This window comes from Lentzea sp. NPDC054927 (assembly GCF_053610285.1).
On the sequence record NZ_JBSGXZ010000003.1, the window covers coordinates 394,263 to 407,641 of the forward strand.

The following is a 13,379-nucleotide window of genomic DNA, read 5'->3' on the forward strand; positions in this document are numbered from 1 at the left end:
CAAAAGGTGCGTACTTGCCGGGCGTCCGGCGTGGTGCTGGAGTGGTCGTCGTGATCAACGACCAGTCAACACCTTCTCTCTACACCTGGGCGGGCGGCTCGGAGGCGTTGCTGCGGCTGACCGAGGCGTTCTACCGGCGGGTCGCGGACGACGAGCTGCTCGCACCGGTGTTCGCCGGCATGGATCCCGGCCATGCGCGCTACGTGGCGCTGTGGCTCGGCGAGGTGTTCGGCGGACCCGCCGCGTACACCGAGGAACGGGGCGGCTACGAGTTCATGCTGGCCAAGCACCTCGGCCGCGCCATCACCGAGGAGCAACGCCGGCGGTGGCTGAACCTCATCATGGACGCGGCGGACGAGGTGTCGCTGCCGGACGACCCGGAGTTCCGCGCCGCGTTCGTGTCCTATCTGGAGTGGGGCACCCGGCTGGCGGTGCAGAACTCCGCGCAGGACGCCAAACCCTTCCACGGGGCGCCGGTGCCGAAGTGGGGCTGGGGCGTGGCGCCGCCGTACGTGCAGGGCTAGTCCGCGGGCGGCGCCGGAGTCCGGCGCCGCCCGCGAGCTGTCAGTAGACGCGCACGTTGTAGGCGTTCAACGCCTCCACCACCGGCTGGAAGAAGGTGGTGCCACCGGAGGAGCAGTTGCCGCTGCCGCCCGACGTGAGGCCGAGCGCGGTGTTGCCCGCGACCAGGGCACCTCCGCTGTCACCACCTTCGGCGCACACGGTCGTCCTGATCATCCCGGTCACCGTGGTGCCGTCGCTGTAGTTCACCGTGACGTTGAGCCCGGTCACCTGGCCCGTGCGGTACCCCGTCGTGCTGCCACTGCGCGCCACCGACTGGCCGACGTACGCGTTGGCGGAACCGGAGATGTCGCGAATGGACCCGTTGTAGAGGTTCACCCCGCCAGGGCGTGCGATGCCACTCGTGTAGCGGACGAGCGCGTAGTCGTTGCCGGGGAAGCTGCTGCCCTCCCGCGTGCCGATCACCTGCCCGCCGCCGGCCGACCACGTGGCGGCGGCGTTGGCGCAGTGTCCCGCGGTCAGGAACCACGCGGTGCTGCTGCCGGGCCGGTGCACGTTGAAGCCGAGCGAACAGCGGTACGGACCACCGTAGATGGCGTCACCACCGGTGATCGTCGTCGTGAACGCGCCGGAAACGTGCTCGAGCCGCGCGGCATCACCGAGTTCGGCGAGCACCCCGCGCAGCTTGGCCAGCTTCGCACCGGTCACCGTGGCGTCCGCGGACACCAGCACCTGGTTCGTCCGCGGATCGACGCCCCACGACGTGCCGGGGATGGCCGCCGAGCGGTCCAGCTTCTCGGTCGCGGCCCGCAGCACCGCGCCGCTCCGTGCGACGAACCGCGGCACGGCACCCGCCGCACGGACAGTGCGGGCGGTCTCGGCGTCGGTCACCGCGACCACGAGCCTCCCGGTCGCGGAGTCCCGGTAGGACCCGGCGGTACGGCCCTCCAGTTGTTCGACCACCGAGGTGGCGAGTTCGGTGGTGGCGGCCGCGGCGTCGGCGGACGCGGGCGGAGTGAGCAGTCCGGCCAGGAGAAGGGCGACGGACAGGGCGGCGAAACGGGTGTTCATCACGAGCCTCCTTGGTGCAGGGGGAACACGCCTTTCGAAGGCATGCCAAGGAAAATGACTCACCAGGCCGCCATGAGAGCGCGACCACACCCCGAGCTTACGACCGATCACGCAGCCGCAGAAGCCTTCGCGCACACTGGTAAAACCCTGTCCGGATAATGACTATTACCCCCCCCGGACACACGACAACGGCCTGCCGACGACATGTCCGGCAGGCCGTTTCTCCTTGGTCAGCGGGAGTCCCGCTTGGCGTAGTCGTCCATGCCCTGCCAGTCGATCATCACGCACGGCACGTCACCGACGGTCCACGCGTCGTGCCCCGGCTCGGCGATCATGATGTCGCCCTCGCCGAACTCGGCCTCCTCGCCGTCGTCCATGACGATCTTCATCCGGCCGGACACGCAGTAGCCCTTGTGCGCCACCTGGCAGCTGTCGGTGCCGGCGATGGGCTTCACGTGCTCCGCCCAGTGCCAGCCCGGCTCGAACACGGCCCTGCCGACCGCGCCCGCTTCGGAGTTGACCAGATCCAGATGCCCCATGCCCTGTTCGAAGGGCCGGGTCTCCTCGGGCGCGTTGAAACTCTTGACCAGCAGACCAGACATGATCGACCTCCTCGGCCCCTCGGAGATCCAGCGGACCACGCCGATGCCCATCTCGCTCGCGGCAGAGGACCCCAATCACCGGGCCGAAGTACCGGAACTCGGACGGTCAACAACCGGTCACCAGGCGTGTTCGCGGCCATGGAGGCCGGAGCGTCAGAGCCAGCCCCGGTCCCGCGCGATGTTCGCCGCGTCCGACCGGTTGCGGGCGCCGAGCTTCGCCATCGCCGTCGACAGGTAGTTGCGGACGGTGCCCTCCGCGAGGTTCAGCCTGGCCGCGATGTCCGCGTTGCTCGCGCCGGTCGTGACCTCGTGCAGCAGTTCGCGTTCGCGGGGCGTGAGCGGATCGGCGCTGTCCCAGGCGGCCATCGCGAGTTCCGGTGCGACGACGCGTTCGCCGGCGTGCACCCGGCGCAGGGCGGAGACCAGGTCCGCGATCGGCGCGTCCTTGAGCACGTACCCCGCCACGCCCGCGTCCATCGCGCGGCGCAGGTAGCCGCTGCGGGCGAACGTCGTGATGATCAGGATCCGGGTGGGATCGCCGCGGCGAGCGAGTTCCTGCGCGACGTCCAGACCCGTGCGGCCGGGCATCTCGATGTCGGTCAGCAGGACGTCCGGGCGGTGTTCGGCGACGACCGCGAGGGCCTCGTCACCGTTGCCCGCGGTCGCGACCACGGTGACGTCCGGCTGCAGGTCCAGCAGCTGGGCGAACGCGCCGCGCACCATCGCCTGGTCCTCGGCCAGCACGACCCTGATCACGTGGCCACCCGCAGCGGAACCGCGATGGTGACGGTGGTGCCCGCCGAGCCGGTGCGGCGGACCAGGCCGCCCAGCGCCGCGATGCGTTCGCGCATGCCCGTCAGGCCGTTGCCCTCCGGCGCGCGGCTGCCGATGCCGTCGTCGGCGATCACCAGGCACAGCTCGCCGCCGCGGGCCTCGATCCCGATGTGGCACGTTGTCGCCTGAGCGTGCCGGGCCACGTTGGTGACGGCTTCGCGCAACGCCAGTGCCAGCTCGTGCTCGGTCGAGCCGACGATCGTCAGGTCCGGGTCACGTCGCACGACCACCTCGACGCCGAGGCTCGTCAACGCGGTGCGCGCCGCCTCCAGCTCGGTCTCCAGGCTCGCGCTGCGCCAGCCGGTGACGGCGTCGCGGATCTCGCCCAGCGCCGCACGGGCCGTGCGTTCGATCTCCGCCGCTTCCTGCTGCACCCGCGCCGGATCCGCGGCGATCAGCTGGGCACGCAGGATGATCGCGGTCAGCGTGTGGCCGAGCAGGTCGTGCAGGTCACGGGCCATGCGCTCGCGTTCGGCCAGGGTGGCGAGATGCTCGACCCGCGCGTTGCGGATGCGCAGCTCGGCGGCCTCGCGGTCGCGTTCCGCCCACTCGACCTGCAGGATGCCGATCAGCCACAGGAAGATCAACGACGGCAGCAGGCCCCACAGCCGGTACGGCAGCTCGACCGTCGACACCACGGCGAACAGGAAGATCAGCGCGGTCAGCCCGACGAACCACCGCATCGCCACCCGCCGCGACTCCGACAGGCCCGCGAACGCCCCCGCGTAGACGAAGAGCACCGCCGCACCGGTGTTGAACGGCGTGGCCAGCGCGCCGAGCACCACCGTCGGCACCGTGCAGCACCAGCGGACCAGGTCCGGCCGGTGCCACGCCAGCACGTACATCGGGACGAAGGCCACCACCACGACGGCGACGAGCGCCCAGTCCGCCCAGCTCGCGGCCGGGTCGAACACCGGTGCCCACAACAGGTTCCCGAGGTAGATCAGGTGCAACCAGCGGGAGATCCCAGCGACTTTTTTCATGACCGGGCATGACGATACGACACCGCCGCCAGTCCCGCCGCCAAGATCGTCGAGCCGAGCAACACCAGCGCGTGCGTGAGCACGGGCCCACCGGTCAGCTGGGCACGCGCCAGCCCCGCCAGGTGATAGGTCGGCAGGAACCGGGCGATGTCGGTGAAGAACCCGGGCATCATCGACAACGGCATCCACAGCCCGGACACGACGGCCGACGGGATCAGGATCGCGTTCAGCACAGCGGCAGCGGCACCGGACCCGACCTGGAAACCGATCGCCAGACTCAGCAACGCGAACGGGAGCGCGCCCACCACCAGCACTGCGAGCATCCGCAACAACGCGGGCACCGGCGCGTCCAGCGACCCGGTGATCGCGGCGGTGGCCATCATCGCCAGCAGCACCCCCGCCGCGTAGGGCAGCGCGGCCACCACCTTGGCCGCCAGCGTCACGCCGATCGGCACCGCGGACACCCGCTTCGCCCGCAGCCACCCGCGTTCCCGATCCGCCGCGACGCCGATGCCGGGGTTCATCAACACCACCGAGATCACGCCGAACGCACCGAACGTGGCGACCATCGTGGTGCCCGCCGACACCCCTCCGCTGCTGAACTTCCCGAACAGGGACACGAAGAGCGCGAAGAACGCCACCGGCATCACGATGGAGAAGAACAGCGCGGCCGGCTCGCGGACGATACCCCTCAGCTCGTCCGTCAGCTCGACACCGAAGACCTTCCCAGCAATGTTCACAGTCACGCCGCACCCCTCTCGATCAGTCCCGCCACTGCCTCTTCCAGCCCGGCGCCCTCGACCCGCAGATCGGTCAGGCCGGGGTCCTCCGCGAGCAGCACCCGCAGCAACGCTTCCGGCGTGCGCGTGCCCAAATGCACGTGGTCGCCGTCGTTGCGCACCCACGCCACATCGGGGATTTCCTCCAGGCGCGCACGAACCAACGCCGTCCGCACGGTCACCGTGCGATCGGGCAACCGTGCCACCAGTTCGTCCGGCGTCCCACCGGCGATCACGCTGCCGCGGTCCAGCACGACCACGCGGTCGGCCACGGCGGACGACTCCTCGATGAGGTGCGTGGTGAGCAGCACGCCGGTGCCGCGCTCCCGCCGTTCCTCCAGGATCTGCCAGAACCTCTTGCGGGCAGGCACGTCCAGGCCGGCGGTCGGTTCGTCCAGCACCAGCAACCGCGGTTCGGCGACCAGTGCCATGGCGAGCTGCAGCCGTTGCTTCTGGCCGCCGGACAGCTTCGCCGCGCGCCGGCCGGCCAGGTCGGTCAGGTCGAGTTCGGCCATGATCGGCCCGGCGGCCGACCGCGCCAGCCCCGCCCGCACCGCGGCCCCGGTGACCAGTTCGGCCACCTTCAGCGTGTTCGGGAACCCGAGCGACTGCTGCACCACGCCGAGGTTCCGCCGGGTCGACGCGATCCGCGGATCACCGCCGCGGACGCGAACTCTGCCCTCCTTGGCAGCGAGCAGGCCGACGACCAGGTTCACCAGCGTCGTCTTGCCCGCGCCGTTGGGGCCGAGCAACGCCACGCACTCCCCCGCGCCGACGTCGAGATCGACGCCGGCCAATGCCTGCGTGGCGCCGTAGTTGTAGCGCGCCCCACGTACTTCTAGGACCGTTTCCATGGTGCTCAGCCTGGTCGGCGGGGGCTGTCACCAGTAGTGAGGTGACGTCACCTCGTCGAGATGACAAATGTCAGCTCGGCCGCGTCGACTCCAGAGCGATCAGTTCAGCACGCAGAGCAGTGAACAGGCCTTGGCGGACGACCAGTCGGTGTACGTCCGCACCGAGTTCGGCGGCGTGTACTTCGCCTTCGCCTTGTTGGTCAAGGGGAACAGCGACAGCAGCGCGTATGTCGAGCAGTGCACCTGCTTCGACTCACCGGGCTGCAACGCGAACGGTCCCGTCTGGCAGGCCGGTTCCACGTCGTCGACCACGTAGGCGTCCGCGATCGGGATCGGGCCGTTGTTGGTCACGGTGATCCGCCAGTACGCCGTTGCGAACAGCAGGCCGAGCACGCCCACGGGTGCTTCCTTCACCCACGGACCGGCGCCGCCCGCCTTGCAGTGAGCGGGAGTGTGCGAGGAGCAGATCTCCTTGTTCACCACCACGTTCGGCATACACGCCGCACCCGGCGCGACCTGCCGGGTCACGGTGTTGGACATGATGCTGCCGGTCATGTCGGTGGCGCCCGCGGTGTTGGCGACCGAGGTGACCGGGCAGTCCGCGGAGATCGTGGTGCGGAAGCACATCTGCGGTGCGTCGCCGGTGAACTCCACTGCCAGCGACGGTTTGTTGCCGCCACCGAAGTCGGACGCGTTGTTCAGCACGAGCGACGCCGTGACGGTCAGCGTCGTGGCGGACACACCGCTCAGGTCCACCGTCCCGTCGGGTGCGAAACCTGGTGTGGTGACGGGGTTTCCGCCCTGGTCGACGACCTTCACGGTGGAAGCGCCGAAGTTCACGTTCGCGGGTGTCACGCCGATGAGGCGCGCCTTGGTGTACGTGACGGCGTGCGGTTTGCCGTCGCAGTAGAACTGCGACGGGGTGAGCGACACGGAGGCGCCACTGCGTACGCACGGCGACGCCCCCGTGTCAGGATCCATCGAGAACAGCACGCCGGCGTCACCGAGGCCGACCAGGCAGCCGGTCGGGACGTCGTAGGCGTAGCCGTAATCTCTTGTGTCACCGCCGTTGACGGTGGGATGGGTGATGCGCGGTGGCACGCCGGCGCACGACGTTCCGGTGCTCCAGTCGTGACACACCGCCGCGCCCAGGTACGGGCCGCTCCAGATGCCGATGTGGCTGCGCACGCGGTCACCGGTGCGGATCACCTCGGGGTTGAAGGCGATGACCCCGCCCTCCAGTCCGGCCGCGGCCGACGGAGCGGGCAGGGACGATCCGTCGACCGCGTAGCAGGTGGTGACGTTGAGGCCGCCGGTTGTGCTGGAACACGCGCAGGTCTCCGCACCCGTTGTGCTGTAAGCGGTGTAGGCGTTGTACGTGTAGTTGCCGGACGGCCCGATCGGTTTCGGGGACGGCCAGCCCGCGCACGCGCTCGTGGTGCCGGGGTCGAAGCAGCCGAGCACCGGGACGCCGCCGCCGTACGGTGACGACGACGCAAACACCTTGCCCCCGGCGACGGTGTGCGCGCCGAGGTAGTAGCTGTTGCTGTTGGTGAACGGCACGATCGGCGCGTAGGGCTGGGAGCCGCACGCACTCTGCGTGGCGACCGTCCAGCACACGACGTGGCCGGAAGTCGCTACTCCGTAGAGGTTTCCGCCGACCTGGACGAGCCCGGCCAGCTCGGTCGTCTGCCCGCCGCGGGGCATCAGCGGCCAGTACCCGCAGTTGCCGGGCGCGGCGAGGTCGAGACAGCCGACGCCGATCGAGGTCGTCGTGGTGGCCGAGCAGTACACCCGAGCCGGGTTCGCCTGATCGCGGACGTACTGCGGCTCCAACGGGCTGGAGATGTCACCGGTGGACCCGGTGCCGAACGGGCCGGGTGTCGTGTTGAGCGGTTTCGGCCACGGACCGCCGGCGCAGAGCGTGCTGGTCGTCAGGTCCGTGCACACCAGCTTCGGAGCGGCGTAGGACACGTGGTGGTAGACGTTCCACGCCTGCAGGCGCCCGTCCGGCGTCCGCTGCAGGATCGGGGTGAAGCCGTCGCCACCGGTGGAGCTCGCGCTGGCCTGCACGGGCGGCGTGAGCAGGCTGGAAAGCGCCTTGCCACCGTTGCGCACGTTGGGATTCGTCGCGCTGACGGGGTTGCCTTCCGTGCCGGTCCAGCCCGGCGGTACCTGCAGCGAACCGGCCAGGTAGGTCTGACCGGCGCTGATGGTGTCGGTGATGGTGGCGGCACCGGGGGCGCCGTTCGCGTACGACACGACCCAGGTGGCGGTGTCTCCGTGTGCGGCGGGATCGGACACGCCCTGCACGGACTTGGTGAGCGTGGAAACAGGTGGCTGGGCGACCACTGGAACAGCAGCGGTGACAGCGCTGCCGGCGAGCACGCTCGCTAGCACCATTGCCGGCAAACGTCTTCGCACGAGCAACATCCCTTCAGCGGCGGGGTGAGTTTCGGGAACTGACCGCTGACGCTAGGGATTCGGTCCACGCTCATCACACCCCCTCACCCTCGTGCCCCCGACGTCTGCCCCATCAGACCAACAGCGCCGGCGGGCAGATGTCACTCGACAACAGATTCCACTTCGGCCCCGAATGCAAATTCACCTGAACGCCGTTGAAGTGCCCATCCGGGAACCTGATGTGCGTTCATTCGGCTTCGTTATGGGCACTCGCGTTCGAGGCATGACATGGGCAGTTTCGTGCCGAGCACTACCTCGATGACCGAATGCTCCCCGACACTCACCGAGTTGGTCCTGACCACGATCTGGACTAAGGGCGGCGATCACTTGGCAGCGGGAGACGAACCACTGCACTTCCGGGTTCTAGGGACGTTCGAACTCACTCGGGGCAATCGAAGATGCACACCGACCGCACCGAAACAACGGGCATTGCTCGCACTGCTCGCCTTGCACGCCAACGAGTTCGTGCCGACGCGCCGCATCGTGGACCAGTTGTGGAGCCGTGGTGCTCCCCGTTCCGCCATCGCCGCGCTGCACGGATATGTGACGGCGGTGCGACGAGTGCTGACCCCTGGCTGGATCAGCGCGAGGAATTCGCATCCCGTTCTCAACACCAGGCCGTCCGGTTACGTGCTCTGCCTGGAACCACACCAGTTGGACCTCACCAGATTCCGCGAACTGGCGAAACAAGGGCAGGCCGAGATCGCGGCCGGTGACTGCGTGCGGGCACGGGAGAAGCTCGATGCCGCACTCGGTCTGTGGCGCGGTTCCCCACTCGCGGATCTGCGCGAGACCGGGATGTTCGACCACGAGGTGTTGCGACTCGAGAAGGAATATCTGGAGTTGTTGCGCAATCGGTTCGACGTGTTGCTCTGCCACGGCGACGGTCATCTCGCGGTGGGTGATCTCGAGGAGTTGTGCACGACCTATCCGCTGCGGGAACGGTTCCACGAACAACTGATGCTCGCGCTGTGCCAGGCCGAGCGCCGCGCCGATGCGTTGACGGCCTATGCCAGGGCGTACCGGGTGCTGGCCGGTGACGCCGGCATCGAGCCGGGACCACGGCTGCGGGCCATGCACCAGGTCATCCTCAGCGGGGACGTCCCGTTCGACCGCGGGCACCGGCACGACCGCGGCCTCGCCGGGCTACGGCTGGCGCACGCCGTTTCTCCCTAACCGCCAGTCGAACAGCCGCCGGTAGCAGACCAGCGGCTCGGCCTCGGCCACCTCGGTGCGGGCGACCTCGCCGATCAACATGGTGTGGTCGCCGTGCTCGAACACGGCAGAAGTGATGCAACGCAAGTAGATCGGCGCCTCGCACAGCCTCGGCACCGCTCCGTCCCACTCCCACCCGACGTCGGCGAACTTGTTCGCGCCACGGCTCGCGAACGTCCGCGCGGTGCGTTCCTCGCCACGACCGAGCACGTGCACACCGAACTCCACACAGCGCGCCAACGAGTCGCGGCATCGTGACGCGTGGTCGACGACCACCAGCACCGACGGCGGATCCACGCTGTACGAGCAGATCGACGAGACGAGCAACCCGCACGGCTGCCCGTTCGCCTGCCGCGTGGTGACCACGGCCAGGCCGGAGACGAGCCTGCTCATGGCCTCGGTGAACGTGGCCACCCCTGGTGCGGCGGCCACGTTCTCCGTTGCTGTCACGGCGATCCTCCTACCTGGCCGTCGCGACGGCGCAGAGTTCCCTGCGCTCCCGCGCGTCCACGTCGTCGCTGACGGCCAGAACCGCGTCGTAGTCGGTGATCGCCGCGTCCAGCTCGCCGGACTCCTCGTACGCGACCGCGCGGTTGAACCGGGCCTCCGGGTTGTCGTCGAGCGTGATGGCCCGGCTGAGGTAGCTGATCGCGTCGGTGAGCTCGCCGGACGCCACCGCGATCGTGCCGCGGATCGCCCAGGCCTCGGCCAGCCGCTCGTTGCGCCGCACCGCCTCGGCCAGCGCCTCGGACGCCTCGGCGTACTGATCCTGTTCGACGAGCAGCTGACCCTTGAGGCACAACAGGTGTGCGTTGTCCGGTGCGAGTTCGAGAGCGGCCGCGACATCGCGCCATGCCGCCTCGACGTCACCAGCGGCGAGCAGGAGTCCGGCGCGGTTGATCCTGGCGTCGACGTGCCGCGGATCCAGTTCGACGACGTACCCGAAGTCCGCCAGGGCACCTTCGGTGTCGCCGAGCGCGAGCCGTGCGTCGCCGATGTTGTAGTACGCCTCGGGGAACGGTGGTGAGAGGCGCAGTGCCTCGCGGTAGGCGGCGATCGCTTCCTCGTCGCGGCCCAGTCTGCGCAGGATGTTGCCGACGTTGAAGTGGTGCTCGGGGAAGTTCGGATCCCGTTCGAGGACGTAGGAGTAGTCGGCGAGCGCGTCGTCCAGGCGGCCCATCCCGCCGTAGACCTGGGCCCGGTTGTAGCGCAGCACCAGGCGATGGAGCTCGTGCTCGTGTGGCTCGAGGTCGCGGTCCAGCCTGGCCATGCCCTCGTTGACCAGTGCGAGCGCCACCTCTGGCTTCTTCTCCCGCACCTCCACGAGTGCGAGGCCGTTGCGGGTGAACACGGACTGGAACGCTTCCTTCTTCGGGTCGGTCACCAGTGACGCGAAGGCGATCGCCTGGTTCATCCACGCGCGTGCCCGGACGTAGTCCCGTTGCGTCTCCGGGTAGTGCCGCGCGTGCAACATCGCGGTCGAGTACGCCATCTCCAGGTGCACGGCCGGATCCGTGGACGCGGCACGTCCCTCGACGTAGAGCGCTTCCGCCTCGTCCGCACGCCCGACCGCCGCCAGCACGATCCCGGTCTGCAGGACGAGGTGCCACCACGTGTCGGGGTCGGCCTCGAGGTCAGCGACCGCCCGGCCGCGCAGGCCGTGGTCCGCGGCGGCCTGGTAGAGCCCGGTCTTGTGGCAGTGGTCCAGAGCGGCGCGCAACGCGGCGGTGCCGGCGCCGGACGGGTCGCTGCCGTGCTCCAGGTGGTACGGGATCGCGCCCAGGTGCAGCGAGAACTCCGCGGACCCGGCGAGTTGCTCGGCCCGGGCGTCGTGCAGCGCGGCTCTGGCGTCGCCGGGCAGTTCAAGATAGGCGGCGAGCACGCGTGGATCGTCGTCCGTGCCGTCACTGTCCACATAGGCCTGTGCCGGATCGACGGGCAACGGGTGTTCCGCGACTGGGGCTTCCACCACCTGTGCGTACACGGCGATGGTCTCCGCCAGCGACACGTCGATCTCGCCGCGCGGGTCGGCCAGCGGCTCCCGGCCGGTGCCGACGACCACCGTCAGGTCGGGGATGTCGCTGCGACGCAACAGAACCGCGATGAACTCCTGGTCCGACGGGTCGGCCTGGTGCGCGTTATCGATCACCAGCGTGCGCGGCCCGCCGCCGAGAGCGGCCAGGTAGTCGCGCAGCACCTCGGCCAGGCCGTTCGCGATGTTGCGGGTGTGCAGCCGCGAGTAGTAGCGGGTGCGTTCGTTGTCCTGCACGGCCCACTCGAGCGTGTGCCACGGGCTGGGCACCCTCCCTGCCAGCTCCGGCGTGCTCGTGAGCAGCTCGATGTTGTGCCGCTCCCCCAGTTCCGGACACCGTTCCAGCAGGTCGTCGGCGATCAGGCGCAGCAACGACCCCGCCGCGGTGTACGGCCCGCGCAACCTCCGGTGGGCGTCGACAGTCGCCCAGATCGGCGGCAGCTCCAGTGCGGCGAGCGCGTGCGTCCGGTCGCGTCGCTGGTCGGCGCGGATCCAGTAGCGGCTGTCCATAGTGCGTCCTTTCCGTTAATCGCTCAGTGGATGACGTGCTGCAGACGACTGTCCCGGCGCTTCTGCACGCGTTCGCGGACCATGAGCCAGCCGAGCACCGCGCATTGCGCGATCGCCACGCCGCCGAAGACGATCGAGTCGAGCAACAGGGCTGTCGGCACGCCGTCACCGGTGATCCGGCCGATCACGCCGGTGGCGAACCGGTAGGCCACGGGAGCGCCGGCGAGCACGAACGTCGTCAGGCTCGCCGTGTACCCGACGACGACGAGCCACGAGTACCAGCGCGCCACCTTGCGGTCCACGGGATGCAGGACCGACTCGTCGGTCTCGCTGCGCCCGAGCAACCGCCTGAACCGGTTGCGGACCATCTGCCGGGCGGCGCCGTGCAGGTCGACACAACCGAGCACTGTGCTCACGAGCACGTAGATGTCCGTGCGTAGGTAGAAGAAGAACTGCCAGATGACGCGGAGCAGTGCGGCGAACGCGACGGCCAGCAGGAAACGCCCCGCACCCGACAACGTGCCGTCCGGGTGGCGCGTCAGGTCGGCGGCGATTGTGCACCCGGCGATCCCGAGGACGTCGGCCAGCAACCCGGCGACGATCGGCAGGTACCGCTTCCGGCGCGGCACTGCCACGAGACCGTCGAGCGAGGTCTCCAGCACGATGAAGTAGAGCCGCCGCCCGATTCTCAGTCGCGACTTGACGCCGAGCCTGCGCCCGGCCAATGCGTGAAAGGACTCGTGCATGAGCAACAGCGGAATGGCGGCGACGAACAGTCCGACCTGAATCACCATGTAATAGTCGGAGAAGAATATGTTGTGATAACTCGGCCGGAGATCCTCGTCGAACACCATCAGGATCAGCGCCCACCCGGCCAGGCCCGCGTAAACGGCCCAGGCCACCGGCGAGAACAGCGCCGCACCCAGCCGTGTGAAGCGCACCGGGCCGGCCTCCGCGGCGAGTTCGCCGGACCTGCGGATGAGGTCGAGCTCGTCCAGTCCCGCGACGACGTCCTCGATGTCGACGTCTTCGCCGTAGGTCCGCTCGAACCAGTCGGCCGCCTGGCGCGGCGTGTCGCCCGCGACCAGCCTGCGCACGAGTTCGGCGCCCTCACCGGGAAAGATGCCGTACGAGTCGACGTCGGCGCGGCCGATCGTCACCTCGTCGCCGTCCTCCAGGAACACCAGCGGGTGCAGCGGCACCGGCCGGTCCAGATCGAACTCGGTCACAACGCTCCTCCTCCGGCGAGATGCGCTGGGCACCGAGGCCCAGCGCACTCGCGCCGCGCCTTAGACCGGCTTGGTGTTGTACTGCGAGCAGGCGGCCGCCGTGAGGCGAACCGGGCCCACCTTGCGCACCGTGATCTTCTTCATCTTCGACGTCTTGGTCTTCTCCATGAGAGCACCTCCTCAAACTGGAATACCGACACGAGTGAGTCTGCCCGCGCCTTCCAAGAAATCTCCAAGAGTGCTCCAAAACGGAATTGCGCGCCCACCCGATGAACAATTCCCCGA

Annotated in this window: 12 protein-coding genes; 2 read left to right on the forward strand and 10 right to left on the reverse strand. The window is 69.1% G+C overall.

The features are described 5' to 3' along the window. Positions 1-14 precede the first annotated feature (14 nt). Entirely contained in the window at positions 15-524 is a 510-nt protein-coding gene (locus ACWGE0_RS07955; protein WP_452260177.1) for a group II truncated hemoglobin, read from the forward strand. 40 nt (positions 525-564) lie between these two features. Here ACWGE0_RS07955 and ACWGE0_RS07960 read toward each other — a convergent pair whose 3' ends face one another. The 7 genes from ACWGE0_RS07960 to ACWGE0_RS07990 all read right to left on the reverse strand — a co-directional run bounded on the left by ACWGE0_RS07960 (position 565) and on the right by ACWGE0_RS07990 (position 8,048). Beyond that, complete coding sequence (locus ACWGE0_RS07960) at positions 565-1,593, reverse strand: S1 family peptidase (protein WP_452260178.1); 1,029 nt, start codon at positions 1,591-1,593, stop codon at positions 565-567. Positions 1,594-1,823: 230 nt separating this feature from the next. Beyond that, positions 1,824-2,195 (reverse strand): cupin domain-containing protein, encoded by a 372-nt coding sequence (locus tag ACWGE0_RS07965; RefSeq protein ID WP_452260179.1) that lies wholly within the window; start codon positions 2,193-2,195, stop codon positions 1,824-1,826. A 153-nt stretch (positions 2,196-2,348) separates the two neighbouring features. Further along, positions 2,349-2,951 carry a response regulator gene (locus ACWGE0_RS07970; RefSeq protein ID WP_452260180.1) on the reverse strand — a complete coding sequence of 201 codons (603 nt, stop codon included), beginning with the start codon at positions 2,949-2,951 and terminating at the stop codon, positions 2,349-2,351. After that, positions 2,948-4,012 (reverse strand): sensor histidine kinase, encoded by a 1,065-nt coding sequence (locus ACWGE0_RS07975; RefSeq protein ID WP_452260181.1) that lies wholly within the window; start codon positions 4,010-4,012, stop codon positions 2,948-2,950. Before ACWGE0_RS07975 ends, ACWGE0_RS07970 begins: the two co-directional genes overlap by 4 nt. Next, positions 4,009-4,758, reverse strand: a complete 750-nt coding sequence (locus tag ACWGE0_RS07980; RefSeq protein WP_452260182.1) for an ABC transporter permease — start codon at positions 4,756-4,758, stop codon at positions 4,009-4,011. The genes ACWGE0_RS07975 and ACWGE0_RS07980 overlap by 4 nt, the downstream gene beginning before the upstream one ends. Continuing rightward, the gene (locus ACWGE0_RS07985) at positions 4,755-5,645 is read right to left on the reverse strand and encodes an ABC transporter ATP-binding protein (protein ID WP_452260183.1); all 891 of its coding nucleotides are present in this window, start codon (positions 5,643-5,645) and stop codon (positions 4,755-4,757) included. The genes ACWGE0_RS07980 and ACWGE0_RS07985 overlap by 4 nt, the downstream gene beginning before the upstream one ends. Before the next feature lie 99 nt (positions 5,646-5,744). Next, positions 5,745-8,048, reverse strand: a complete 2,304-nt coding sequence (locus ACWGE0_RS07990; RefSeq protein WP_452260184.1) for a DUF7617 domain-containing protein — start codon at positions 8,046-8,048, stop codon at positions 5,745-5,747. A gap of 318 nt (positions 8,049-8,366) precedes the next feature. Here ACWGE0_RS07990 and ACWGE0_RS07995 point away from each other — a divergent pair, with 318 nt between their 5' ends. Further along, positions 8,367-9,284 carry an AfsR/SARP family transcriptional regulator gene (locus ACWGE0_RS07995; RefSeq protein WP_452260185.1) on the forward strand — a complete coding sequence of 306 codons (918 nt, stop codon included), beginning with the start codon at positions 8,367-8,369 and terminating at the stop codon, positions 9,282-9,284. Here ACWGE0_RS07995 and ACWGE0_RS08000 read toward each other — a convergent pair. From ACWGE0_RS08000 to ACWGE0_RS08010, 3 genes are read right to left on the reverse strand one after another with little or no spacing between them, the layout of a single operon-like run. Continuing rightward, positions 9,255-9,773 (reverse strand): flavin reductase family protein, encoded by a 519-nt coding sequence (locus ACWGE0_RS08000; RefSeq protein WP_452260186.1) that lies wholly within the window; start codon positions 9,771-9,773, stop codon positions 9,255-9,257. The genes ACWGE0_RS07995 and ACWGE0_RS08000 overlap by 30 nt on opposite strands. A gap of 10 nt (positions 9,774-9,783) precedes the next feature. Then, positions 9,784-11,865 carry a tetratricopeptide repeat protein gene (locus ACWGE0_RS08005; protein WP_452260187.1) on the reverse strand — a complete coding sequence of 694 codons (2,082 nt, stop codon included), beginning with the start codon at positions 11,863-11,865 and terminating at the stop codon, positions 9,784-9,786. Between the two features lie 23 nt (positions 11,866-11,888). Beyond that, a complete protein-coding gene (locus ACWGE0_RS08010) occupies positions 11,889-13,094 on the reverse strand; it encodes a hypothetical protein (protein WP_452260188.1) in 1,206 nt (401 codons plus the stop codon). Between the last annotated feature and the right edge of the window lie 285 nt (positions 13,095-13,379).